The 21997-nt window shown below is 64.8% G+C and carries 21 protein-coding genes; 12 read left to right on the top strand and 9 right to left on the bottom strand.

Annotated elements, in window-relative coordinates:
• The first annotated feature begins 67 nt into the window (after positions 1–67).
• Positions 68–991: a hypothetical protein gene (locus NLM31_RS17085; protein ID WP_254192977.1), complete on the top strand. Its 924-nt coding sequence runs from the start codon at positions 68–70 to the stop codon at positions 989–991.
• Complete coding sequence (locus NLM31_RS17090; RefSeq protein WP_254192978.1) at positions 988–2001, top strand: DUF2891 domain-containing protein; 1014 nt, start codon at positions 988–990, stop codon at positions 1999–2001. The genes NLM31_RS17085 and NLM31_RS17090 overlap by 4 nt, the downstream gene beginning before the upstream one ends.
• A gap of 10 nt (positions 2002–2011) precedes the next feature.
• Here NLM31_RS17090 and NLM31_RS17095 read toward each other — a convergent pair whose 3' ends face one another.
• Genes NLM31_RS17095 through NLM31_RS17115 form a run of 5 tightly spaced genes read right to left on the bottom strand, consistent with a single transcriptional unit; the run spans position 2012 to position 7393 of the window.
• Positions 2012–3727 carry an ABC transporter ATP-binding protein gene (locus tag NLM31_RS17095; RefSeq protein WP_254192979.1) on the bottom strand — a complete coding sequence of 572 codons (1716 nt, stop codon included), beginning with the start codon at positions 3725–3727 and terminating at the stop codon, positions 2012–2014.
• Positions 3706–4548 (bottom strand): ABC transporter permease, encoded by an 843-nt coding sequence (locus NLM31_RS17100; RefSeq protein ID WP_254192980.1) that lies wholly within the window; start codon positions 4546–4548, stop codon positions 3706–3708. The genes NLM31_RS17095 and NLM31_RS17100 overlap by 22 nt, the downstream gene beginning before the upstream one ends.
• A complete protein-coding gene (locus NLM31_RS17105) occupies positions 4545–5555 on the bottom strand; it encodes an ABC transporter permease (RefSeq protein WP_254192981.1) in 1011 nt (336 codons plus the stop codon). The genes NLM31_RS17100 and NLM31_RS17105 overlap by 4 nt, the downstream gene beginning before the upstream one ends.
• A gap of 12 nt (positions 5556–5567) precedes the next feature.
• The gene (locus tag NLM31_RS17110) at positions 5568–7220 is read right to left on the bottom strand and encodes an ABC transporter substrate-binding protein (protein ID WP_254192982.1); all 1653 of its coding nucleotides are present in this window, start codon (positions 7218–7220) and stop codon (positions 5568–5570) included.
• 29 nt (positions 7221–7249) lie between these two features.
• The gene (locus NLM31_RS17115) at positions 7250–7393 is read right to left on the bottom strand and encodes a hypothetical protein (RefSeq protein ID WP_254192983.1); all 144 of its coding nucleotides are present in this window, start codon (positions 7391–7393) and stop codon (positions 7250–7252) included.
• A 188-nt stretch (positions 7394–7581) separates the two neighbouring features.
• On the opposite strand from NLM31_RS17115, the gene NLM31_RS17120 reads away from it, so the two are divergent.
• From NLM31_RS17120 to NLM31_RS17140, 5 genes are read left to right on the top strand one after another with little or no spacing between them, the layout of a single operon-like run.
• Positions 7582–8532 carry a PDR/VanB family oxidoreductase gene (locus NLM31_RS17120; protein WP_254192984.1) on the top strand — a complete coding sequence of 317 codons (951 nt, stop codon included), beginning with the start codon at positions 7582–7584 and terminating at the stop codon, positions 8530–8532.
• 17 nt (positions 8533–8549) lie between these two features.
• Positions 8550–9890, top strand: coding sequence for an aromatic ring-hydroxylating dioxygenase subunit alpha (locus tag NLM31_RS17125; protein ID WP_254192985.1), 1341 nt, complete (start codon positions 8550–8552; stop codon positions 9888–9890).
• A complete protein-coding gene (locus tag NLM31_RS17130; protein WP_254192986.1) occupies positions 9887–10363 on the top strand; it encodes an aromatic-ring-hydroxylating dioxygenase subunit beta in 477 nt (158 codons plus the stop codon). The genes NLM31_RS17125 and NLM31_RS17130 overlap by 4 nt, the downstream gene beginning before the upstream one ends.
• 7 nt (positions 10364–10370) lie before the next feature.
• Positions 10371–11981 (top strand): ATP-dependent acyl-CoA ligase, encoded by a 1611-nt coding sequence (locus tag NLM31_RS17135; RefSeq protein WP_254192987.1) that lies wholly within the window; start codon positions 10371–10373, stop codon positions 11979–11981.
• 2 nt (positions 11982–11983) lie between these two features.
• Entirely contained in the window at positions 11984–12712 is a 729-nt protein-coding gene (locus NLM31_RS17140; RefSeq protein ID WP_254192988.1) for an SDR family NAD(P)-dependent oxidoreductase, read from the top strand.
• 10 nt (positions 12713–12722) lie between these two features.
• Here NLM31_RS17140 and NLM31_RS17145 read toward each other — a convergent pair whose 3' ends face one another.
• From NLM31_RS17145 to NLM31_RS17160, 4 genes are all read right to left on the bottom strand, one after another.
• Positions 12723–13205, bottom strand: coding sequence for a MarR family winged helix-turn-helix transcriptional regulator (locus tag NLM31_RS17145; RefSeq protein WP_254192989.1), 483 nt, complete (start codon positions 13203–13205; stop codon positions 12723–12725).
• Positions 13205–13699: a MarR family winged helix-turn-helix transcriptional regulator gene (locus tag NLM31_RS17150; RefSeq protein WP_254192990.1), complete on the bottom strand. Its 495-nt coding sequence runs from the start codon at positions 13697–13699 to the stop codon at positions 13205–13207. The genes NLM31_RS17145 and NLM31_RS17150 overlap by 1 nt, the downstream gene beginning before the upstream one ends.
• Positions 13700–13850: 151 nt before the next feature.
• A complete protein-coding gene (locus tag NLM31_RS17155; protein ID WP_254192991.1) occupies positions 13851–15413 on the bottom strand; it encodes an indolepyruvate oxidoreductase subunit beta family protein in 1563 nt (520 codons plus the stop codon).
• Complete coding sequence (locus tag NLM31_RS17160; protein ID WP_254192992.1) at positions 15410–17569, bottom strand: indolepyruvate ferredoxin oxidoreductase subunit alpha; 2160 nt, start codon at positions 17567–17569, stop codon at positions 15410–15412. The genes NLM31_RS17155 and NLM31_RS17160 overlap by 4 nt, the downstream gene beginning before the upstream one ends.
• Positions 17570–17696: 127 nt before the next feature.
• On the opposite strand from NLM31_RS17160, the gene NLM31_RS17165 reads away from it, so the two are divergent.
• From NLM31_RS17165 to NLM31_RS17185, 5 genes are read left to right on the top strand one after another with little or no spacing between them, the layout of a single operon-like run.
• On the top strand, positions 17697–18716 hold the full coding sequence (locus NLM31_RS17165; RefSeq protein WP_254192993.1) for a carbon-nitrogen hydrolase family protein: 1020 nt from the start codon (positions 17697–17699) through the stop codon (positions 18714–18716).
• Between the two features lie 15 nt (positions 18717–18731).
• On the top strand, positions 18732–19838 hold the full coding sequence (locus NLM31_RS17170; RefSeq protein ID WP_254192994.1) for a cupin domain-containing protein: 1107 nt from the start codon (positions 18732–18734) through the stop codon (positions 19836–19838).
• A 52-nt stretch (positions 19839–19890) separates the two neighbouring features.
• Complete coding sequence (locus NLM31_RS17175; protein ID WP_254192995.1) at positions 19891–20799, top strand: fumarylacetoacetate hydrolase family protein; 909 nt, start codon at positions 19891–19893, stop codon at positions 20797–20799.
• Positions 20799–21236, top strand: coding sequence for a thioesterase family protein (locus NLM31_RS17180; protein ID WP_254192996.1), 438 nt, complete (start codon positions 20799–20801; stop codon positions 21234–21236). Before NLM31_RS17175 ends, NLM31_RS17180 begins: the two co-directional genes overlap by 1 nt.
• A complete protein-coding gene (locus NLM31_RS17185; RefSeq protein ID WP_254192997.1) occupies positions 21233–21940 on the top strand; it encodes a hypothetical protein in 708 nt (235 codons plus the stop codon). The genes NLM31_RS17180 and NLM31_RS17185 overlap by 4 nt, the downstream gene beginning before the upstream one ends.
• Positions 21941–21997: the final 57 nt, after the last annotated feature.

The following is a 21997-nucleotide window of genomic DNA, read 5'->3' on the forward strand; positions in this document are numbered from 1 at the left end:
AAATCGATTTCAAGAATGCAGCAGAGAGTGGTCTATTGGGGTGGAAGACCCCGATTGGACGAGGCGTATGCAACCCTCCCTCCTGCGCCTCATCCCGCGCGGACCGACCTTGTTGGCCCTGGGCGTCCTGCTCGGCCTGGTGTGTCCGGCACTCGCGGATCTGGCGCGACCGCTGATGCCGGCCACGATCTTCCTGATCGTGCTCGGGACGTTGCTGCGAATCGATGGCGAGGCGGTCATCGCGGCATTGCGCCGGCCATCGCTGTCCGTGTTGTTGCCGGCAATTGTCATGGTCGGCTGTCCGCTGATGATCGGTGCGACCGGTCGTGCCGCAGGCCTTGCTCCGGAGCTCGCGCTTGCGATCGTGCTCGCCGTCTCGGCGCCGCCGTCGAGCGGTACCGCGGCGGTGGCGCGCATGCTCGGGCTCGACGGTGCGGTGCCGCTGGTGGTGACGGTGTTGTCCATGGTGCTGGCGCCGGTCACGATCCCGCTTCTCGCCGGTTGGTTCGGCGGGCTCGAGATCAGCGCGTTCGAGCTCGCGCTGCGTCTGGCGCTGTTGATCGGGAGCGCCGAAGGCCTTGCTTTCCTGCTCCGCCGCCATGCGGCGCCGGTTCTGGCCGCCCATGGCGATGTGGTCGACGGGATCATCGTCGCCGCGCTTCTGGTCTTTGCGGTGGCGACCATGGCCGGCATTCGCGCGCAGATCGCCGCGGATGTGCAGGGTGCAACGCTGTGTGTTGCCCTTGCGTTCGCCTGCAATGTGGCCCTGCAAATTGCGGGGGCGGTGCTGCTGCCTGGAACTCTGCCCGAGCGCCTGACGGTGGGGCTGATACTCGGCAATCGCAATGTCGGGCTGGTCTGGTCGGCCCTCGGCGCTGCCGCCTCGCCACGCATGGCTCTATACTTCGCCGCGACCCAGTTCCCGATCTATATCCTGCCGCGCCTGATCGAGACCCTGATCGGCCGCGACAAACGAAAGGCCAGAGCATGACAACGTCCCGTCTCACCCGCGAACACGCGGCGCAGTTCGCCGGCATCGCCCTCGGCCATGTCGGGCGCGAATATCCCAACAATGTGGATCATGCGCTGGCTGAACCGGCCGATGCGCGCACGCCGAGCCAGCTGCATCCGATCTTTTACGGCAGCTATGACTGGCACTCCTGCGTCCACAGCTACTGGATGCTGGCACGGCTGCTGCGCCGCTTTCCCGACATCGCGTCGGCATCCGACATTCGCGCGTTGTTCGACGCGCAATTCGTTCCCGACAAGGTCGCCGCCGAATGCGCCTACTTTGCCCGTCCGACTGCGCGCGGCTTCAAGCGGCCCTATGGCTGGGCCTGGCTGCTGAAGCTGGCGACCGAGCTCGAACGCCAGTCCGACGATCGCTGGGCGCGCAGCCTTGCACCGCTGGCGGAGGTCATCGCGCAACGCTTTCGTGACTTCCTGCCGCGCGCCACCTATCCCGTGCGCGTCGGTACCCACTTCAACACGGCGTTCGGCTTGCGCATGGCGGCTGACTACGCCGGCCTGAAACAGGATGAAGCACTCGCCAGGCTGCTGCATGAAACAGCGCTGCGCTGGTATGGCGAGGATCGCGACTGTCCGGCCTGGGGTGAGCCCAGCGGCGACGATTTCCAGTCCTCCGCGCTGATCGAAGCCGAGTGCATGCGGCGCCTGATGCCGCCGGACGAATTCTTGCCGTGGTTCGACCGGTTTCTGCCGCGTCTCGCCGACCGACAGCCGGCAACGCTGTTCCGGCCTGCGACGGTGACCGATCGCTCCGATGGCAAGATCGCTCACCTCGACGGGCTCAATCTCAGCCGGGCCTGGTGCTGGCGCTCTCTCGGCGATGCCCTGCCGGGAGACGACGCGCGGCGTGCGGTCGCCCATGCGGCGGCTCAGGAGCATCTGGCCGCGGGTCTTCCCCATCTCGCCAGTCACTATATGGGCGAGCACTGGCTGGCGAGCTTTGCTGTCCTTGCGCTCGACCGTGAGGAATGAGCCCTTTCGCTCAATCTCCGGCTATGGCCAGCTGAGGGCGCAGGCGCGGCGCATGCGCGATACCGCTGCCACCTGACGGGATCGAAGCCAGTAGGGACCGGGTATAGGACTGCCGGGGATTGTCGAAGACTTCAGTGACGGTCCCGTGTTCGACGATGCGTCCGCGGTGCATCACCGAGACGGTGTGGGCGAACTGCCGCACCAGCGCGAGATCATGGGAGACGAAGACATAGGTCAGGCCGAGATCGGCTTGCAGCGAGAGCAGGACCTCGATGATGTCGGCCTGAACGGTGACGTCGAGCGCGGACGTCGGTTCGTCGAGCACGATCACGTCAGGCTTGAGGACCAGCGACCGGGCTATCGCCACGCGCTGGCGCTGGCCCCCTGACAAGGCTCCCGGCTTGCGGCCGAGCAAGTGCGCGCCGAGCCCGACATCGGCCAGGGCCTGGCGGACCCGTTCGTCCCGCTCCTTGTGCGATCCGATCTCGAACCGGTCGAGCGGTTCGCGAATGAGCCGCTCGATCGTCCAGGTCGGGTCGAGCGAGGTGAAGGGATTCTGGTAGATCAGTTGCAGGTGGCGCCACACCGTGCGCAGCGATTTCGGCGAGCGGTTGGTCAGCTGTTCGCCGGCGACCGAGATGGTCCCGGTGTCGGGCTGCTCCAGCCCGAGCAGCAGCCGGATCGTCGTTGTCTTGCCCGAGCCCGACTCGCCCACGAGCGCATGCGTGGTGCCGGCGGGAACAGCGAACGAGACGTCATCGACGGCCGTCAGCGTCTCCCCGTCGACCGCAAAGGTTTTGGTGACGGCACGGACCTCGATCTTCGGGGGCGCGCCGGGGTTCGTCTTGCGGAAGCCCGGGTCGCGCAGCCCCGCGTAACGATCGGGGTTCAGCGCCGGCACATCGGCGTGCAGCTTCCTTGCGTAGGACGAGGCCGGCGAAGAGAACACCGTCGCGGTCTTGCCCGCCTCCTGGACGACACCGTCCTTGAGCACCACCAGCGATTTGGCCCGCTCGGCGGCGATGGCCAGATCGTGGGTGATGAGCAGCAGGCCGATATTCAGCTCCTGCTGGAGCCGCGAGAGCAGGTCGAGGATCCGTTTCTGGATCGTGACGTCGAGCGCCGAGGTCGGCTCGTCCGCGACCAGCAGCGCCGGGCGAGGGAGCACTGCGAGGCCGATCAGGACGCGCTGGAGCATGCCGCCGGAGAGCTGGTGAGGATAGGAGTCATGCACGCGCTGGGGATTGTCGAGCCCGACCTGCGCGAATGTCTCCAGGATAACTTGCTTGCGGATCTTCTTGTCGGGCTCGTCCAGCAGCGCCGCCGCCTCCTGCGCCTGTGCACCGATCGTCCGCACCGGGTTGAGTGCGTTGGCGGGATCCTGGGGGACGAACCCGATGGCGCGTCCGCGCAGCGGCCGGAAGCCGCGCTCGGAGATTCCGAGCACCTCCTGACCGTCGAACACGATCCGACCGGTGGCGCGCCCGTTGCTGGGCAGCAGCCGCAGCACCGCGCGGGCGATGGTGGATTTGCCGGAACCGGACTCTCCGATGAGCGCGAGGCTCTCGCCGCGGCCCAGTTCGAATCCCGCGTTGCTCACGACCTCGTGGGGCCCGTAGGAGACCGACAGGCCATCGACCCTGAGCAGCGGAATCGAGCGCAGCGGGGTTGGCGCGATGACTTTGGTCCTGTTCAAGGTGAAGGTTAGTCCGTCTTGCGGAGCCATCGGCTGATCCTGTTCACAGAGAGCACGGTCGCGATCGTGACGAAGGCGGGCGCGTACACCAGCCACGGCCATTTGAGGTAGTCCTTGCCGATCGAGATCAGCAGGCCCCAGTCGGAGGCGGGCGGCGGGTCGCCGTAGCCGAGAAAGGCAAGACTGGCGATGACGAGGATCGAGAGACCGAATTGCAGGACTGCGAGCGGGAACACCGAGCGTGACGCGTTCGGCAGGACATGCCGCAACAGGATGTGCCAGCGCGAACCGCCGAGCAGGAAAGAGGCCTCGACGAACGTCGCCTGCCGCGTCTTGATCACCTCCGAGCGCATCACCCGCGCGAACACGGCCACGGCCGAGATGCCGGTGGCGATGGCCGCGTTGGTCGTGTCGAAGCCGATCGCGGTGACGACGATGACGGCCAGCAGGAAGTTCGGGATCGCCAGCAGCACGTCGACGAGGCGGGCGAATACGATATCCACCCAGCCGCCGAAGAAGCCCGCCAGCAGCCCGATGAGCCCGCCGGTGACCGCGGCGATCGTCACGGCGATGAGGGCGCTCCGCACCGAGGACGCGGTGCCATAGACGACGCGGGTATAGAGGTCGCGGCCGAGATGATCGGTGCCGAACCAGTGCTCGGCGCCTGGTGCGAGCAGCTTGTCGGCGGGAACGCCGTTGAACGGGCTCTGGCTCGTGAACAGGCCGGGGGCGAGCGACCAGGCGATCACCAGCGCGATCACCGCGAAGGCGAGCACGACGCTGGGCGGGATGCTGAGGCTTGTCAGCCAGCCGGTCGCCGAAGCCCGTGGCGTGGAGGAGATGCCGCTCATGATGCCGCCGCCTGGGTCGCCCCGGCAGAGCTGTCCTGAGCCGTGGTCGGGCGGTGCCGCACGCCGCCGATCAGCTTCACGCGCGGATCGAGCAGGGGATAGACGAGATCGGCGATCAAATTGACGAGCACGAACACCACCGCGGCCAGCGAAACGACCGCCTGCAGGACGGGCAGGTCCTGTGTGCTCACCGAACGCTGGACCAGGCTGCCGATGCCGGTGCGCCCGAACACGGTCTCGGTGATCAGCGAGCCGCCGAGCAGCTCACCGATGGTGAGCGCGACGATGGTGATGACCGGCAGCGAGGACGGCTTGAGCAAATGCTTGGCAAAGAGCCGTGCCTGGCCGAGACCGCGGCCGCGTGCGACGGCGGCGTATTCCTGGGCGGACTCGTGGTCGAGATTGGCGATCAGCACCTCCGCGATTTGCGCCGAGATGGGAATGCCGAGCGCGATCGCGGCGAAAAAGGTCGCCCAGAAGCTATTGGGATCGATCACGCGGAAAAGGCCGAGCTGGAAACCGAAGGTGTGGATCAACACCAGGCCGATCACGAAGTTGGGCACCGACAGGAACAGCGACGGAAAGCCGCGCAGCAAACCCTGGCCGAAGCGTTTGGGAACGAACTGGGTGCCGTAGGCGATCGTCACGGCGAGCAGGAGCGCGACGGCGAAGCCTGCGGATGCCAGGATCATCGTCGAGGGGAGAACCTCGGCGATCAGGGTCGTCACCGGCCGGTTGGACCGCATCGACAGGCCGAAATCGCCGGTCACGAAGTGGGACAGCGACGTCCAGAGCTGGATCGGGATCGGCTGGTCCAGACCCTGGGCGGCGATGATCTGCCTGATCTCGTCCTCGGTGAATCCGTTCTGGGGATCGCGCAGGACGTTGGTGATGGGGTCGCCGGGCAGGATGCTGACGACCACGAAGGTGAAGACATAGGCCAGCAGGATGACGACGAGCGCCTGCGCCAGGCGCTTTGCGGCATAGGACAAATAGGCATTGTTCATGCCGGTCAGCTCCTACTCGCTGATCGTTGCCGTGTAATAGCTGGCATAGGCGACGCCGTTGTAGACCTCGCCCTTCAGCTTCGGCGACTGCACGTAGATGCGCTGGACGATCTGCGTGCGCGGGATGAAGTAGCCTTGCTCGAGGACATAGGTCTGCAACTCGTCGAGAAGCGGATTGCGGATCTCGGCCGAGGAGGCGCCCGCAATCCTGTCGCGCAGATCGTTGAGCTTCTTGTCGCTGTCGCCGAGCGCGAACCAGTCCTCGCCGTTATTGGCATTGGTCAGGATGCTCGCCACCGTGCCGGCGTCGATGAAGCTGCGCGTCACCTCGTAGGCGGCAACGCCGGGGCCGCCGAACCGGACCTTCTCGCCGAACGTCACGACGTCATAGGCCCGAATGGTCACCTTCCAGCCGATCTTGCCGAGTTGCTGTGCGATGAGCTCGTCGATCGCCTTCGCCGTCGCGAGGTAGGGATTGGAGTAGAGCGTCAGCGTCAGCTGCTTGCCGTCCTTGGCGCGGATGCCGCCGGCGCCTTTGGTCCAGCCGGCCTCGTCGAGCAGCTTCTCCGCCCTGGCGGGGTTGTAGGCCAGGAGGTCGCTGTGGTCGGTCGCACCGGGCACGTTGCTCTGGATGAAGGACGTCGCCAGCTTCCAGTCGGGTGTGTAGACGGTGTCGATGATCTCCTTGCGGTTGATGGCGGCCTGGAGCGCCTGGCGCACCTTCACATCGTTGTACGGCTCCAGCTTGGTGTTGACCGCAAGGCCGTTGACGAAGCCGAGATAGCGTGGGGTTGCGGTGGTGAAGCCGGCGTCCTTGAGGGACTTCAATTCCTGCGGCGAAGGGCTGTAGGCGACATCGGCCTGGCCGGACTGAACAGCGGCGACCCGCAGCGATGGCTCGGACACGATCTTGTAGGTGATCGAATCCAGATAGGCCGGGCCGGTGTGGCCGACGGCAGCCGGCCCCCAATTGTAGTCCTTGCGCTTGACCAGCTTGACGAAGTCGCCTTCCTTCCAGGACGCGACAACGTACGGTCCGCTGCCCGATGTCCTGGAGAGGTCTGCCTGCTGGGCGGCGGGTTGCGCGATGCTCTTCGGTGAGATGAGGATCGAGCCATGGTAGCCGAGCGTCGGGATGAACCCGAGCGTCGGCGCCTTGAAGACGACCTTTACGGTCGTTGCATCGACCGCCTCGGCGTGATCGTAGGTCTTCGGGAACAGGCCAACCGGGTTGATGCCCTCGTTCTTTCGGCCGGCGTACCAGATGTCGAGATTGGCGACGACGGCCGACGCATCGAGTGGCGTGCCGTCCGAGAAGGTCACGCCTTTCTTGAGGTGCAGGGTGAACTGGGTGGCGTCGCTGCTCTGCTCCCAGCTCTCGGCGATCCACGGACTGACCTTGCCGTCGGCATCGACATAGACGAGCTTGTCGGTCACGTGACCCCAGATGTGGCCCTGGAAGCTGGAGATGGAGCTGTTGTTCGGAATCCAGGTGCCCCCGAGCGAGTCGATCAGGAAGGTGATGTTGCCGCCATTCGGCGCAGCGCCGGCACTTCGCGCCGGAGACAGGCCCGTCACGGTCGTCAAGGCGATGGCTGCCGCCACGGAGGTCGCTGCCAACAGGCGACGCCGGGAGAGCAAGAGCGAAGAGAAGCGCGCGGTCATGGATAGCCCCTGATGATTGGTGACGTCGATCAAGGCGCCGCAGTCATGGAGACGCGCGAAGCGATCGACATTTCCGCATAGGAGAGGCGAAACCAACGGACCTGGCCATTCCAAATTTCGCGCGAGATCGACAACAAACGTCCCGGCGTCAGGGCAATGCGCGCGACGTCCATTTCGTCGCCGGCACGAACGCGCGCGATCGCGCTGGCCTTCCGACCGAATACGCGATTGCCGCGGGGCAACCTCGTGAGCGTCGATCCGGGAGGTGTGATTCCGGGAACCTGTCCCCGGATGGACGATTGACAGGCAATTATTACATGTCTAAAAATATGCAAATTCATATAATTCGTGAGATGCCTGAATGGACGCGCATCCGCTGAAGCTCAAGGTCAGGTCGTATGCCGCGGAGACGCCGTTCATACGGAGCCTTGTGTTTGACGTGGATGGCGGCGTCGTGCCGCGATGGCAGGCAGGCGCGCATGTCCGCGTGGCGCTTCCCGATGGAGGCGACCGGCCATACTCGCTGATGGCCTTGCCGGGCCTGCCCGAGGGCGCGCTGGCGCTCGGGGTGCTGCGCGAGGAGGCCTCGACCGGCGGATCGCAGTTCATGCATGCGTTGAAGATCGGCGATGTCGTCAAGGCGAGTGCGCCGGTCAACAATTTTCATCTGCACCAGGACGCGGCGCCTGCGCTGCTGTTTGCCGGCGGCATCGGCATCACGCCGATCCTGTCGATGGCGGCGGAGCTCACCGCCCGCGCTAATCCGTTTCGCCTGCACTATGCCGGCCGCGCGCAAGGACTGTTGGCGTTCGTGCCGCATCTCCGGGAGATCTGCGCCAAAAGCCTGTCCATTCATTACGACAGCGACGAATCCCGCCTGGACATTGCGGCGGCGCTCGGCGCCGCAGCCGCAGGCTCCCATGTCTATGTCTGCGGTCCGGCGGGCATGATCGAAGCGGTGAGGGCGGCGGCGCTTGCCGGGAGCATTCCGTCCGACCGCATGCACCACGAGCTCTTCAAGGCGGAGCAGCCGGGTTCGCCCGACAGGCCGTTCGAGGTCGAGCTCAAATCGTCGGGGCAGATCGTCAGCGTTGCAGCCGGTCAGACCATCATCCAGGCGCTGGAAGCGGCGGGGCTCGACGTGCTCTACGACTGCCAGCGCGGCGATTGCGGCATCTGCCAGTGCGGCGTGATCGAAGGGGTGCCCGACCATCGCGACGTCATTCTCAGCGACGACGAGAAGGCATCCAACAAGGTCATGCAGATCTGCGTGTCACGCGCGAAATCGGAACGTCTGGTGCTGGATCTATGAGGGAGGCGAGGCACGCCATGGCGAAATACGGACGGAATGCCCACGCGATCGCGGGACTGGTGCGCGACGCCGAAGTGCATCGCGACGTCTATGTCGACCCCGAGGTCTTCGAGCTCGAGATGGAGCACCTGTTCCCGAACAGCTGGGTCTATGTCGGGCACGCGAGCCAATTGTCGAAACCCGGCGATTTCATCACCGCCAATATCGGCCGGCAACCGGTGCTGGCGAGCCGCCATACCGACGGCTCCATCCACGTGTTCTACAATCGCTGTCCGCATAAGGGTGTGAAGATCGCGTCCGAGCCCTGCGGCAATACCGGAAAGTTCTTCCGCTGCCCCTACCACGCCTGGTCCTTCAAGACCGACGGCGCGCTGCTCGCGATCCCGCTCAAGAAGGGTTACGAAGGCACCGGCTTCGGCGACACCCCGGCAAATGGAGGACTGTCGAAAGTCAGGAACGTCGTGATCTATCGCGATTTCATCTTCGCGCGGCTCAACGATGACGGCGTGTCCTTCGAGGACTATTTCGGCGAGAGCCTCTCGACCATCGACAACATGGTCGACCGCTCGCCGGAGGGCAAGCTCGCCGTCATCGCCACGCCGATCCGTTACATGCACACCTGCAACTGGAAGATGCTGGTCGAGAACCAGACCGACACCTGCCATCCGATGGTCGCGCATGAGAGTTCGGCCGGCACCGCGGTCAAGGTCTGGAAGCGCGAGCAGGGCGATTCCACCGAGACGCCGATGGCGGTGCAGCTCTATGGTCCCTTCATGAGCCCGTACGAGTTCTACGAGCAGAGCGGCATCCGGATCTGGCCGAACGGCCATGGCCACACCGGCGTCGCCAACTCCATCCATTCCAATTACTCGGATATCCCCGGCTATCTCGACCAGATGGTCTCGGCCTACGGCGAGACGCGGGCGCACGAGATTCTCGGCGAGGTCAGGCACAACACCGTGTATTTCCCGAACATCATGGTGAAGGGTGCCGTCCAGATCCTGCGCAACTTCATCCCGATTGCGGTCGACAGGACGCTGGTCGAGAGCTGGGTCTATCGCCTGGTCGGCGCGCCCGACAAGCTCTACGAGCGCGCGTTGATGTACAACCGCTTCATCAACGCGCCAACCTCGATCGTCGGCCACGACGATCTCGAGATGTACGAGCGGGCGCAGGAGGGCCTGAAGTCCAACGGCAATCAATGGGTCAATCTCCGCCGGCTCTACGAGAGCAACGAAGAGCCTGACATCACGGCGGTGATCAACGGTACGTCGGAGCGCCAGATGCGCAACCAGTTTCATGCCTGGGCGAAATTCATGACCATGGACATGGACAAGCACGTCGAGGCCGCCGAATGATCACCGAAGGGACGATCATTGATCTGATCTACCGGGAGGCCGAGCTTCTCGACACGATGCAATGGCAATCGTGGCTCGACCTGTTTCACCCCGAAGGGCGCTACTGGATGCCGCTGGAATGGCAGCAGCAGGATCCGGTGCTGCAGCCGTCGTTGATGTACGAGGATCTGTTGCTGCTCAAGGTGCGAGTCGAGCGTCTGGCCGGCGAGCGGACCTTCAGCCAGAAGCCCAAGAGCCGCTGCCATCATCTGCTTCAGGCACCGCTGATCGTGGCGTGCGATCCGGCCGCGGGGGTCTTCAAGGCGCGGACCTCCTACATCTATACCGAGACGCGCGGTGACCTGCTGGAGCGCTATTCGGGGTGGGCGTCGCACGATCTCGTCCAGGTCGGCGATGCCCTCAAGATCAAGCTCAAGCGGGTCGATCTCGTCAATTTCGATGCGCCGTTCGGAAACATTCAACTCTTCATGTGAGTATGCCTTGACCGCCACCGTCTACGCCCGCTTTCATGAAACCGCGCTGCGCCGAGGCGAGGCGGGATTCCTCAACGTGCTGCCGGAGACGGCCCAGATCTACGGTATCCCGGCAGGCGAGATTCCCTATCGCGCCATGCTTGATCGTGTGGAGCGCTGGCGGGCAGCCTTTGCGAACAAGGGATACGGTGAGGGCCACCGGGTCGGGCTTCTGCTTCAGAACCGGCCGGTTTTCGTTGAGCTGTGGTTCGCGCTCAACGCCCTCGGCGTCTCCGTGGTGCCGATCAATCCGGATCTGCGGCTGAGCGAGCTCGAATACATCATCGGGCATTCCGAGATGAACGCGGCGTTCGTCCTCGCCGAGCGGCGTGATGAGGTGGAGCTGGCGGCGCGTCAGGCGGGGCGGCCGATCCCGGTCGTGACTGATCTGGACGACGTTCCCGCGCCCTTCGGCGGTGCGCGGCCGCCGATCGTGGGAGGCGAGGCGAGCGAATGCGCGCTGCTCTATACATCCGGAACGACCGGGCAGCCGAAGGGCTGCGTGCTCACCAACACCTATTTCCTGCATTCCGGAAACTGGTATCGCGACGTCGGCGGCCTGATCGATCTCAGGGGCGACGGCGAGCGCATGATCACGCCGCTGCCGCTGTTTCACATGAACGCCATGGCGGTGTCGCTGATGGCGATGCTGTCGGTCGGCGGCAGCCTGACCATGCTCGATCGCTTCCATCCGCGCACCTGGTGGACGTCGGTGCGCGACAGCCGCGCCACCTGCCTGCATTATCTCGGCGTGATGCCGTCGATGCTGATGAGCGCGCCGGCATCGGAGCAGGACAGGGCGCACACCGTGCGCTTCGGCTTCGGCGCCGGCGTCGACAAGCTGCTGCACGCGCCGTTCGAGCAGCGCTTCGGCTTTCCGCTGCTGGAAGCCTGGGCGATGACCGAGACGGGAAGCGGCGGCGTCATTGCCGCCAATGTCGAGCCGCGCAAGATCGGCACCAGCTGTTTCGGACGCCCGGCGCCGGAGGTCGAAATTCGCATCGTCGATGACGGCGGACACGACGCGCCGGTCGGGACGCCAGGCGAACTCCTGGTCCGGCGCGCCGGCGCCGACCCGCGCTACGGCTTCTTCCGGGAGTACCTGAAGAATCCGCAAGCGACCAACGAGGCGTGGGACGGCGGCTGGCTGCATACCGGCGATATCGTGTCGCGCGATGCGGACGGCGATCTTCATTTTGTCGATCGCAAGAAGAACGTGATCCGCCGTTCCGGCGAGAACATCGCCGCGGTCGAGGTCGAGTCCGTCCTCAACCGCCATCCGGCCATCCGGCAGGCCGCGGTGGCGGCGACGCCCGATCAGGTCCGCGGCGACGAGGTTGCGGCGGTCATCATCGCCGGGCAGGCGGGCGCCGACCGCGCGCTCGCCGAGGAGATCGTGCGCTGGAGCCTGGAGCAGATGGCGTATTACAAGGCGCCGGGCTGGATCTCGTTCGTCGACGGCCTGCCGCTGACCGCGACCGAGAAGATCCAGCGCGGCGGCCTGAAGGATCTTGTCGCCAAGCTGATGCGCGACGGTGCGTTCTTCGATCTGCGCGACCTCAAGAAGCGGCAGGTTTGATCATGAGCGAGATCGGCACGACACTCATCACCGGCGGCAATTCGGGGATCGGCGAGGCGCTGGCGAAAAGGCTCGTCGAGCGCGGGCAGCGCGTGGTCTCGGTCGGGCTGGAGGCGCCGAGCTGGACGCATGATCTGCTGGCGTCCTATCGCGCCGATCTCTCCGATATCGAGGAGACACGCGCGATCGCGCAGGAGATCTGCCGTGATCACGCCGTCGATCGCCTCGTGCACAATGCCGGCGTCATCCTGCCGAACCTGCTGCCGGACGCCAGGCCGGAGGACATTCTGATGCTGGCGCAGCTGCATCTGGGCGCGCCGATGCTGCTGACCCAGGCCGCGCTGGAAGGGATGCGTGCCCGCCGCTTCGGGCGCATCGTGTTCGTCTCTTCGCGCGCCGCGATGGGCGCGGCGACGCGTTCGGCCTATTCGGCGACCAAGGCCGGGGTGCATGGCATGGCGCGGACCTGGGCGCTGGAGCTCGCGGCTGATGGCATCACCGTGAACGTCGTCGCGCCAGGGCCGATCCTGACCGACAATTTCTGGGGCATCGTCCCGAAAGGTTCCGAGCAGCAGGAGCGGATGGCGCGCAACGTACCCGTCGGGCGGCTCGGCTCGCGCGAGGATGTGGCGCACGCGATCGAGTTTTTCCTCGACGAGCGCTCCGATTTCGTCACCGGCCAGGTGCTCTATGTCTGCGGCGGCACCAGCCTCGTCGGTCTCGGTCCGTAACGCTCGCCGCCTAGATCTGGTTCTGGCGGATGTTCTCGACCATCTTGGCCAGCACCCGCGCGCAGACTTCGATGTCGTCGGGGTCGATGCCTTCGATCAGGTTGTCGTAATTGTTCGCCATGATCGGCCAGATCTTGCGCAGCAGTGCTTCGCCGTCCGGCGTCAGCCCCACGACGCGGCGGCGCTGGTCTTCCTCGGCGATCTCGCGCTTGACGAGGCCGGACGACACCATGGACTCGACCATGCGGCTCGCGGTCGACTGCTCGGTCACCGCGAGGACGGCGACCTCGTTGACGGTGAGGGTCTTGTAGATGAACAGCACCGACAGCGTCCGGAATACGACATTGTTAACGCCATGCTCGCTCAAATCGCGGTTCTGATCGAGGTTCCAGCGATTGGCGAGCCGGTTGAACAGATACGGGATGTAGGTCTGCAGCTGGTCCCTGGTCCGCGGCGGACCCGACTTCCATCTGCTCTTGGATTCTCTGGCCATTATCTCTTGCGACTTTGCTTCTTGGTCTCGGTATGAAGTTTTGAGGAAAGGGACTTGAGCACGGACAGCGCATTGTCCAGCTCCCGGGCCGAAACGTTCTCGAGCCGTTTGGCGAGATGCTTCTTGTGGATTTCGGCTGCCTTCCTGAACAGCGCTTCGCCTTTCGGCGTCAGGCGCACGATGAAGGACCGCCGGTCCTCGCTCGACATCTCCCGGCTGATGAGGTCGTCGGCGAGAAGACGCTGCACCAGCCCCGAGACGTTGCCGCCGGTGACCTTCAGGTTTTGCGACAATTGCCCGAGCGCGAGGCCGTCCCGGGTGCGATCGAGCTGGGCCAGCACGTCGAATTTTGCGAGCGAAAGGCCGAACTCGGAGCTCAGCATCGCATTCAGCGACGCGAACAGCTCGCCATGCAGCGACAGCAATTGCAGCCAAAGCCGGGTTTCAATCTGCCCGGCGACGGGAACGATGTTCTCTTTGAGTGCTGCCGGCATTGCATGACCATCGAGGACAAAATGTCTCGTCAGTTGAAGGGATTATCGCGGGTCTTTCGCTCCGATTAGCAACTTGAGAATCGTAGTCAAGATTGATCCTGACGCCCTTGGGGGCGAACGGCAATCCGATCCAGCGCCCGCTCCGGTGGAATCATGCAAAAGTCCTGATGGTCTGGATCACGCCGTCGAGCGCCGTGCCGGCGCTGTCCTTCAGCGCGGCCTCGCGCAGGCGGCGCGCCCAGTCGGCGGCATCATCGCGTCGTTCCACCAGCTTGATCGCCGCCAGCGTCCTGTCGAATTTCGACAGGCCCCGGCTGTGGGTATCGGAATAGCCTTTCACCAGGCGTCGGCATTGCAGGATCTCGACGCCCAGCTGGTAATTGGTGCCGACCGCGTCGGTTGCGGCCTTGAGCCATCCGTCCCTGTGAGCCGTCTCGATGGCGTGACGCAGCGAGCGGCGGCGCAGTCCGCGCATCCCGCCCACGACGTAGAGCACAAGGAACCAGGGCAGCGAGTAGGTCCGCACCCGGCGCCCTCGGTTGACGCGTCGATCGAGCCAGCCGAGCAGGCGCGGCCGCGCGCCAAGCCAGCGGCCGAAACCTGCAGGCAGCATGCCCATGACCTCCTCCATGCGGGGATGCATGAATTCGGTGGTCTGGAGCACCTGTCCGTCCGACATCTCGAGCTCGCTCTCGATGCGCGCGCGGCGACCGGCGCGCGTCTTGAGGTCGGCGACGCGGATGACGTCGTCATAGGTCATGGCGTTGGCCAGGTATTTTGCCGCGGCTTGCGTGAAGGCATAGGCGTGCGCGCTACCGCCGGCGCTTCGGTCGGCCGCCTGCAGCGTATTCAGAATGTCGAGATACTCGCCGCCATAGGCGACGTCCTGGAAGTCGACCACCTTCCTCAAGCCCGCGCGCGCCATGCCGCGCGCCGGTTCGGGAAGCTCCTGGTTCAATCTTGCGACGAGGCCGGCGAGATCCGGATCGAGCGTTGCGGGAGAGGGCACGTCGGCCTGTCTGGCCGGCGTGGGCGCTGCAATTCCGGCGGCGCCGGTCTTGACCCGGTCGAAGGCGGCCTCGAACGTCTCGACGCTGGCCTTCGCGCCTTTGCCACCGGCGCGGATCACGTCGAGATAGCTGTCGCGGCTGAACGGCAGCACATCGGCGGCTGCAAGCGCGCCGAACATCGCAGCCGAGATGACGCTGCCATGCGCGATCGCAAGCGCGTTCAGATCGAAGATGATCTCGGTCTTGGCGGCAACCCCGATCGCACCGGTGACGGCGCCGCCGTCGGCAATGCCATTGCCCGGCGCGATCTTCTCGCCGATCGCAAACGAGCGGTGGTTGGAGGCGATCACCGTGGTGCGATCCGGCGTCACGAGGCCGCGCAGGATGGATCGGCCGGCCTCCATGAACTCCGCCGCCATCACGACGTCGACGTCGCCCGGCGTCGGCATCAGTGACAGGATCGGCTTGCGGCCGTCCAGCGGCGGCATCGCCTCGATGTAATAGATCGTGGCGCCGGTGCGCTGGGCGACGCCGGGCACCGAGGTCGATTGCGCGATCCAGCCGTGGTTCTCGGCAAGCTGGACGATCCAGTCGGTCAGCACGCCGCCGCCCTGGCCGCCCATCGCCACGATCGCGAGCGAGATCGGCCGCTCGGTCGCCTCGCCCGCGGCAGACAGGGCCAGTCGGACGGTTTCGTCCCTCATGCCAGCGCCTCGAGCCCCGGACGACGGCGGTCGCGGCGCCGCTGCAGCCAGCCGATCACCGCCATCGTGACCTTGGATTTGAACTTGTCCCAGCCGGTTGGATTGTGAATGACGTCGGCACGATAGAACGAGGGGCAGAGCGCGGCGGCCTCGGAGACCTCGCCGCAATTGCCGCAGCCGACGCAGGAATTGTCGATCGCCGCGACGGGATCGTCGCGCAATGGATCGTCAAGCTGCTTCACCGAGAGCGACGGGCAGCCGGAGAGCCGGATGCAGGCATGGTCGCCGGTGCAGACATCCTCGTCGACGCCGAAGCGTTCCTTGACGGTACGGATGCCGTCCTTGATCGCCTTGGCGATCTGCGGCTTCACGCGGCGCTGCTTGTTCAGCATGCATTCGGAGGACGCGACGATGACCTTGGGACCTTCCTCCTTGGTCGTCAGCGCTTCCTTCAGCGTGTCGCGCATCTTGCCGACATCATAGGTGCGGTCGAGCTGGCGCACCCATTGGCCGCCGATGCCCTTCACCGCCTTGACGATCGAATTGTTGGTGTCGCGCCGCTTGTTGATCGCGCGTGAGGACAGGATGTCCTGACCGCCGGTCGCCGAGGTGTAGTAATTGTCGACGATGACGAAGACGCCGTCATGCTTGTTGAACACGGCATTGCCGATGCCGCTGGTCAAGCCGTTGTGCCAGAAGCCGCCATCGCCCATCACCGCGATCGAGCGCTTGTCGGCCTTGACGTTGAAGGCCGAGGTCGAGGCCGGACCGAGGCCAAACCCCATGGTCGTCGCGCCGATATTGAAGGGCGGCAGGATCGAGAACAGATGGCAGCCGATGTCGGCCGAGACGTGGTGCTGCCCAAGCTCCTCCTCGACGAGCTTCATGGCGGCGAAGATCGGCCGCTCCGGGCAGCCGGTGCAGAGCCCGGGCGGTCGCGCCGGCACCACCTGCTTGAGCTTCTCGACCGCCGGGTGATTGAGCACGGGCGCCGCATCCGGCGCCGGCGGCCGGTTGCCGAGCAGCCGCGGCTCCGTCTTCTCCAGAAACTCCCTGACGCCGCCGAGCAGGACCTGCGCGGTGTAGTCGCCGCCCATCGGCAGCACGTCCTTGCCATGGACGCGCGCCTGGATGTCCTTGCGGCGCAGCACCGTATTGATGGCCTGCTCCAGATATTCCGGCTGGCCTTCCTCGACGATCAGGACGGCCTCCTTGTCGAGGCAGAACTCCGCGACCTCGGTGTCGATCACGGGGTAGGTGACGTTCATGACGTAGAGCGGGACCTGCGTATTGCCATAGGCATCCGACAGCCCGAGATATTGCAGCGCGCGGATCACGTTGTTGTACATCCCGCCCTGCATGATGATGCCGACCTTGCCCTGCTTCGGCCCCATCCATTCATTCAGCTTGTTGTCGCGGACGAATCCAACGGCCGCGGGCATCCGCGTCTTGATCTTCTCCTGCTCGTGCTCGTAGGCCGCCGGCGGCAGCACGATGCGGTTGACGTCGCGCCTGGGATTGTTGAGCGCATCCTTGATGGTGTGCGCCGGCTTGACGTTGTCCTTGCAGACAAAGCTGCCGTGCATGTGACAGGCGCGGACGCGGACCTCGAGCATCACGGGCGTGTTCGAGAATTCCGAGAGCTCAAAACCCTTCTCGATCAGGTTGACGATGCACTCATGGTCCGGGCGCGGATCGAGCAGCCACATCTGCGACTTCATCGCGAACGCATGCGTGCGCTCCTGCATGATGGAGGAGCCTTCGCCATAGTCCTCGCCGACGATGATCATGGTGCCGCCGGTGACGCCGCCCGAAGCGAGATTGGCGAGCGCGTCAGAGGCGACGTTGGTGCCGACGGTCGACTTCCACGCCACCGCGCCGCGCAGGGGATACATCACCGAGGCCGACAGCATGGCGGCGGCGGCGGCCTCGTTGGCGGAGCTCTGGAACACGACGCCGAGATCGTCGAGCACGTCCTTGGCGTCGGCGAGCACGTCCATCAGATGCGAGATCGGAGAGCCCTGGTAGCCTCCGACATAGGCGACGCCGGATTGCAGCAGCGCCTTGGTGATGGCGAGGATGCCTTCGCCGCGGAACGTGTCGCCATCGCCGAGCCGGAGATCCTCGACCTCGCGAGCAAAAGACCGTTCAGCCATTGCACCCTCCAGAAATATGCGTTAGCATACGTTTACATGTGAAGTAAGTCAACGCTGCGCCATGCTATCACGCCTGCGGACCTCTGCTCCGACAAGGCGGTCATGAGCCGGCGACAGGGTAGGGCCAATGCTGAAGCTGCCTCGCTTTAGAGCCGCCGCCGTCCAGGCTTCACCTGTCTATCTCGACCCGGGCGCGACAGCCGACAAGGCGGCTTCACTGGTCCGTGAAGCAGCAAGCCATGGCGCGAAGCTCGTCGCGTTCCCCGAGGTGTTCGTTCCCGGCTATCCCTACTGGAACTGGATCACCGATCCCGTCACCGGCAGCGCGTGGTTCGAGAAGCTCGCCAAGGCGTCGGTGCTGGTGCCGGGTCCGGAGGTTGATGTTATCCGGAAGGCCGCGCGCGATACCGGATGCTACGTCGTGCTCGGCGTCAACGAGCGCAGCCCGGTGTCGCTGGGCGCGATCTACAATACGCTGGTGTTCATCGGACCCGACGGCGCCTTGCTCGGCAAACACCGCAAGCTGGTGCCGACCTGGGCAGAGAAGCTGACCTGGACCGGCGGTGACGGATCGAGCCTGCGCGTCTATGATACCGAGATCGGACGTCTCGGCGGTCTCGCCTGCGGCGAGAACACCAACACGCTCGCGCGCTTTGCGCTGTTGGGTCTGGGTGAGCTCGTGCATGTCGCAAGCTACATCGCGCTTCCGGTCGCGCCTCCCGACTACGACATGGCGGAGGCGATCAAGTTGCGCGCGATCGCCCATTCCTTTGAAGGCAAGATTTTTACGATCGTCTCCTGCTCGACGGTGTCGGAGGAGATCATCACCGCGATGGAGACCGTCGTTCCCGACGCGCGTGCGCGCCTGCAGCGGAAGTCGAGTGCCTTCTCCGGCATCATCGGGCCCGATGGCCGCGTGGTCGGCGATGCCCTGATCGACGACGAAGGCATCGTCTATGCCGACATCGACCTCGACCGCTGCATCCAGCCGAAGCAGATGCATGACATCGTCGGGCACTACAACCGCTTCGACATCTTTGACCTCAGGGTCAATCGGCGTGCTTTGGCGCCGCTGGACCTTGCAGACGGTGAACGCGAGGCTGCGGAGCAGGGTGGCTTCACGCCGATACCACTGAGACCGGAATAGGACCTGGAGGATAGGATGCGCGAGAACGTCGTCGGCCGGGCCAATGTCGAAGACACGCCCGAGCTCAAGGCCTACTACAAGGACCTCGAAAAGTACGAAGCCGGAGCCTTGTGGACGGTCGCCAACAAGATCGAGCCGTGGGCGCCGCAATCGGCGTCGGTTCCCGTGCTCTGGCGCTACGACGATTTGCGCGAGCACGTGCTGCGCTCGGTCGAGCTGGTCTCGCCGGAGAAGGCGGGGCGGCGGGTGATCTACCTCAACAATCCCGGCCGTCGCGACGTCTCGGCCGCGGTCGGCTGGCTCTATTCGGGATTGCAGGTGATGCATCCCGGTGAAGTCGCCACCGCACACGCGCACTCGGCCTCCGCCCTGCGCTTCATCATGGAAGGAACGGGCGCCTACACCATCGTCGACGGTCACAAGATGACGCTCGGGGCGCGGGATTTCGTGCTGACGCCGAACGGCACGTGGCACGAGCATGGCGTCGAAAGCAACGGCTCCGTCTGCATCTGGCAGGACGGCCTCGACATCCCGCTCGTCAACGCGCTGGAAGCGAACTTTTTCGCGGTCCATCCGAAGGTCCAGCAGGAAGAGTCCGGCTATCCCGTCGACGACATGACCAGGACATGGGGCAATCCCGGGCTTCGCCCGGCCGGCTCACAATGGTCGAAGGGCTATTCGCCGATGTTCAAGTACGAGTGGGAGCCGACTTACGAGTCCTTGCGCAAATACGCCGCCGCGACCGACGGTTCGCCCTATGACGGCATTCTCATGAACTACGTCAATCCGATCACGGGCGGACACGTGATGCAGACGATCGGCGCGAGCATGCAATTGCTGCGGCCGGGCGAGAAGACGAAGTCGCATCGCCACACCGGCAGCTTCATCTACCAGGTCGCCAAGGGCCGCGGCTATTCGGTGATCGGCGGCAAGCGCTTCGAGTGGCAGGAGCGCGACATCTTCTGCGTGCCGTCCTGGGCCTGGCACGAGCATGGCAACCTCGCGGACGGCGACGACGCTTGCCTGTTCTGCTTCAACGATCTTCCCGTCATCGAAAGTCTCGGCTTCTATCGGGAAGAAGCCTATGGCGACAATTCCGGTCACCAGCCGGTTGCCGCCTGACGTTCGATCGCCCACCTCCAGAATTCACCAGCAAAAGCCGGATCAAGCTTCCATGCGTCTCGTGACCTACACCTTGGGCTCCAGCGGTGCCCGTCTCGGCGTTCTCGTCAATGGGCTGGTCGTCGATGTCGAGCACCTCGGTGCATCCAGCGGCGTGACATGGCCGAGCGATATGCTGTCGTTCATCGACAACGGCGTGACCCTGGTGCCGGCGCTCAGGGATGCACTGGCGGAGGCCAATGGCCGCTTTCCGGCCGGCTCGGCGGTGGCGGTCGAGGATGTCAAGCTGCAGGCGCCGATCCCGCGCCCGCGGAAGAACATTTTTGGCATCGGGCTGAACTACCGAGCCCATGTCGCGGAATCGGCGAAGAGCCTCGATACGAGCCAGGACCTGCCGAAGCAGCCGGTTGTCTTCTCGAAGCCGCCGACCTCGGTGATCGGTCCCGGCGCCGCCATCCAGCACAACGCGAGAATGACGCAGCAGCTCGACTGGGAGGTCGAGCTCGCCGTCATCATCGGCAAGACCGCGACCCGCGTCGCGACGGAGAAGGCGATGGATCACGTCTTCGGCTATTCGGTGATGATCGACATTTCCGCGCGCGACAATCGCCGCGCCGGCCAGTGGATCTTCTCCAAGGGCATGGACACCTATGCGCCGTTCGGCCCTTGCATCGTGACCGCGGACGAGATTCCCGATCCGCATGATTTGCGGCTGTGGCTGACCAAGAACGGCGTCATGAAGCAGGACTCCAACACCAAATACATGATCTTCGACATCCCGGTTTTGATCTCCGACATTTCGTCGGGCATGACGCTCGAGCCCGGCGACATCATCGCCACGGGAACGCCGGAAGGCGTCGGCGCCGGCATGAGCCCGCAGGAATGGCTGTGGCCGGGCGACGTGGTCGAGGCCGGGGTCGACGGTGTCGGTGTCATCCGCCATCCCGTCGTTGCGATCTGATGACGAATTTCTCGTTCGACCGCGAGCTCAGGTTCGGAGACTGCGATCCGTCCGGGATCGCGTATTTCCCGTCCTACCTCAACATCCTCAACGGCGTCGTCGAGGCGTTTTGGGCGAGGATCGGTTTTCCGTGGCCGGAATTGATCATGGTCCGGAAGATCGGGACGCCCACGGTGCATCTCGCCTGCGATTTCTCCCGGCCGTCGATGTTCGGCGATCTCCTGACGTTCGACCTGCGGATCGTCCGGGTCGGGGGATCATCGCTCCATCTGGAGCATGTCATCTCCGGCGCGAATAGCATGCGCTGGCGCGCGCGCCAGATCCTGGCTGCGACGTCGCTGGTGGATCATCATGCGATCCCGTGGCCTGATGACATCAGAGCCGCGCTCATGCCGCATGTGAGTGTGGGCGAGGGCGCCGAGGGAGCGCCGGCATGATCTCGCTCTTCATGACATTCTCTGATCCGGCAGGCGAGCGGCGGGTTGATCCCGACGAGATTGCCGCCGTGGCGGAGGCGGCTGGATCGATCCCGGAGATGACCGAGGGCTTGCTGTTCACGCCGCTCGAACAGTCAGTCGACCATCCCTACAAGGCCGACGGCTCCGGCCCCGTGTTTGCGCTTCAGCTGCGATTTCACGACCTGTTCGCCTGCGAGGCGGCGATGGACCGCGGCGGTATCCTTGCCGGCCTCGCGACAGGTGCCGGACACGCCGGCCTCACCGGCCTCGACGTCACGCATCAGGTGATGCTGACACGCGCGTTCCCCGTCGATGTCGCCGCACATCCGGCAGGAACGACAGTGCCGTGCAGTTACCTCGTGCACTATCCCGGCCCGGCCGAGGACATGAACGCCTGGAATCTGCATTATCTGGAGCACCATCCGTCGATCATGCGGACCTTCCCGAACGTCCGCCAGATCGAAATCTACACCCGCATCGATTGGGTCGATCGGCTTCCGTCACAGCGGGTCGAGCACATGCAGCGCAACAAGCTGGTGTTCGACAGCCCGCAAGCCCTCGCGCACGCGCTCGGCTCCGACGTGATCACGCGTATGCGTGCGGATTTCGTCAAGTTCCCGCCATTCGCGGGCGGCAACAAGCATTTTCCGATGCTGACGCGGGTGGTGCGGCCCAGGCGCTAGATCGCCGAGAGCGCAAAAACAGATCGCAATCCGAAACGGGCCACATCCGGACTCCCA

Source organism: Bradyrhizobium sp. CCGUVB4N (assembly GCF_024199945.1).
GTDB lineage: Bacteria > Pseudomonadota > Alphaproteobacteria > Rhizobiales > Xanthobacteraceae > Bradyrhizobium.

Coding starts and splice junctions, on each gene's coding strand:
- NLM31_RS17175 (WP_254192995.1), top strand. CDS start 19,891: ATGCGTCTCGTGACCTACACCTTGGGCTCCAGCGGTGCCCGTCTCGGC.
- NLM31_RS17180 (WP_254192996.1), top strand. CDS start 20,799: ATGACGAATTTCTCGTTCGACCGCGAGCTCAGGTTCGGAGACTGCGAT.
- NLM31_RS17150 (WP_254192990.1), bottom strand. CDS start 13,699: ATGCCGGCAGCACTCAAAGAGAACATCGTTCCCGTCGCCGGGCAGATT.
- NLM31_RS17115 (WP_254192983.1), bottom strand. CDS start 7,393: ATGGACGTCGCGCGCATTGCCCTGACGCCGGGACGTTTGTTGTCGATC.
- NLM31_RS17085 (WP_254192977.1), top strand. CDS start 68: ATGCAACCCTCCCTCCTGCGCCTCATCCCGCGCGGACCGACCTTGTTG.
- NLM31_RS17125 (WP_254192985.1), top strand. CDS start 8,550: ATGGCGAAATACGGACGGAATGCCCACGCGATCGCGGGACTGGTGCGC.
- NLM31_RS17145 (WP_254192989.1), bottom strand. CDS start 13,205: ATGGCCAGAGAATCCAAGAGCAGATGGAAGTCGGGTCCGCCGCGGACC.
- NLM31_RS17100 (WP_254192980.1), bottom strand. CDS start 4,548: ATGAGCGGCATCTCCTCCACGCCACGGGCTTCGGCGACCGGCTGGCTG.
- NLM31_RS17090 (WP_254192978.1), top strand. CDS start 988: ATGACAACGTCCCGTCTCACCCGCGAACACGCGGCGCAGTTCGCCGGC.
- NLM31_RS17155 (WP_254192991.1), bottom strand. CDS start 15,413: ATGAGGGACGAAACCGTCCGACTGGCCCTGTCTGCCGCGGGCGAGGCG.
- NLM31_RS17120 (WP_254192984.1), top strand. CDS start 7,582: ATGGACGCGCATCCGCTGAAGCTCAAGGTCAGGTCGTATGCCGCGGAG.
- NLM31_RS17160 (WP_254192992.1), bottom strand. CDS start 17,569: ATGGCTGAACGGTCTTTTGCTCGCGAGGTCGAGGATCTCCGGCTCGGC.
- NLM31_RS17185 (WP_254192997.1), top strand. CDS start 21,233: ATGATCTCGCTCTTCATGACATTCTCTGATCCGGCAGGCGAGCGGCGG.
- NLM31_RS17110 (WP_254192982.1), bottom strand. CDS start 7,220: ATGACCGCGCGCTTCTCTTCGCTCTTGCTCTCCCGGCGTCGCCTGTTG.
- NLM31_RS17170 (WP_254192994.1), top strand. CDS start 18,732: ATGCGCGAGAACGTCGTCGGCCGGGCCAATGTCGAAGACACGCCCGAG.
- NLM31_RS17165 (WP_254192993.1), top strand. CDS start 17,697: ATGCTGAAGCTGCCTCGCTTTAGAGCCGCCGCCGTCCAGGCTTCACCT.
- NLM31_RS17095 (WP_254192979.1), bottom strand. CDS start 3,727: ATGGCTCCGCAAGACGGACTAACCTTCACCTTGAACAGGACCAAAGTC.
- NLM31_RS17140 (WP_254192988.1), top strand. CDS start 11,984: ATGAGCGAGATCGGCACGACACTCATCACCGGCGGCAATTCGGGGATC.
- NLM31_RS17130 (WP_254192986.1), top strand. CDS start 9,887: ATGATCACCGAAGGGACGATCATTGATCTGATCTACCGGGAGGCCGAG.
- NLM31_RS17105 (WP_254192981.1), bottom strand. CDS start 5,555: ATGAACAATGCCTATTTGTCCTATGCCGCAAAGCGCCTGGCGCAGGCG.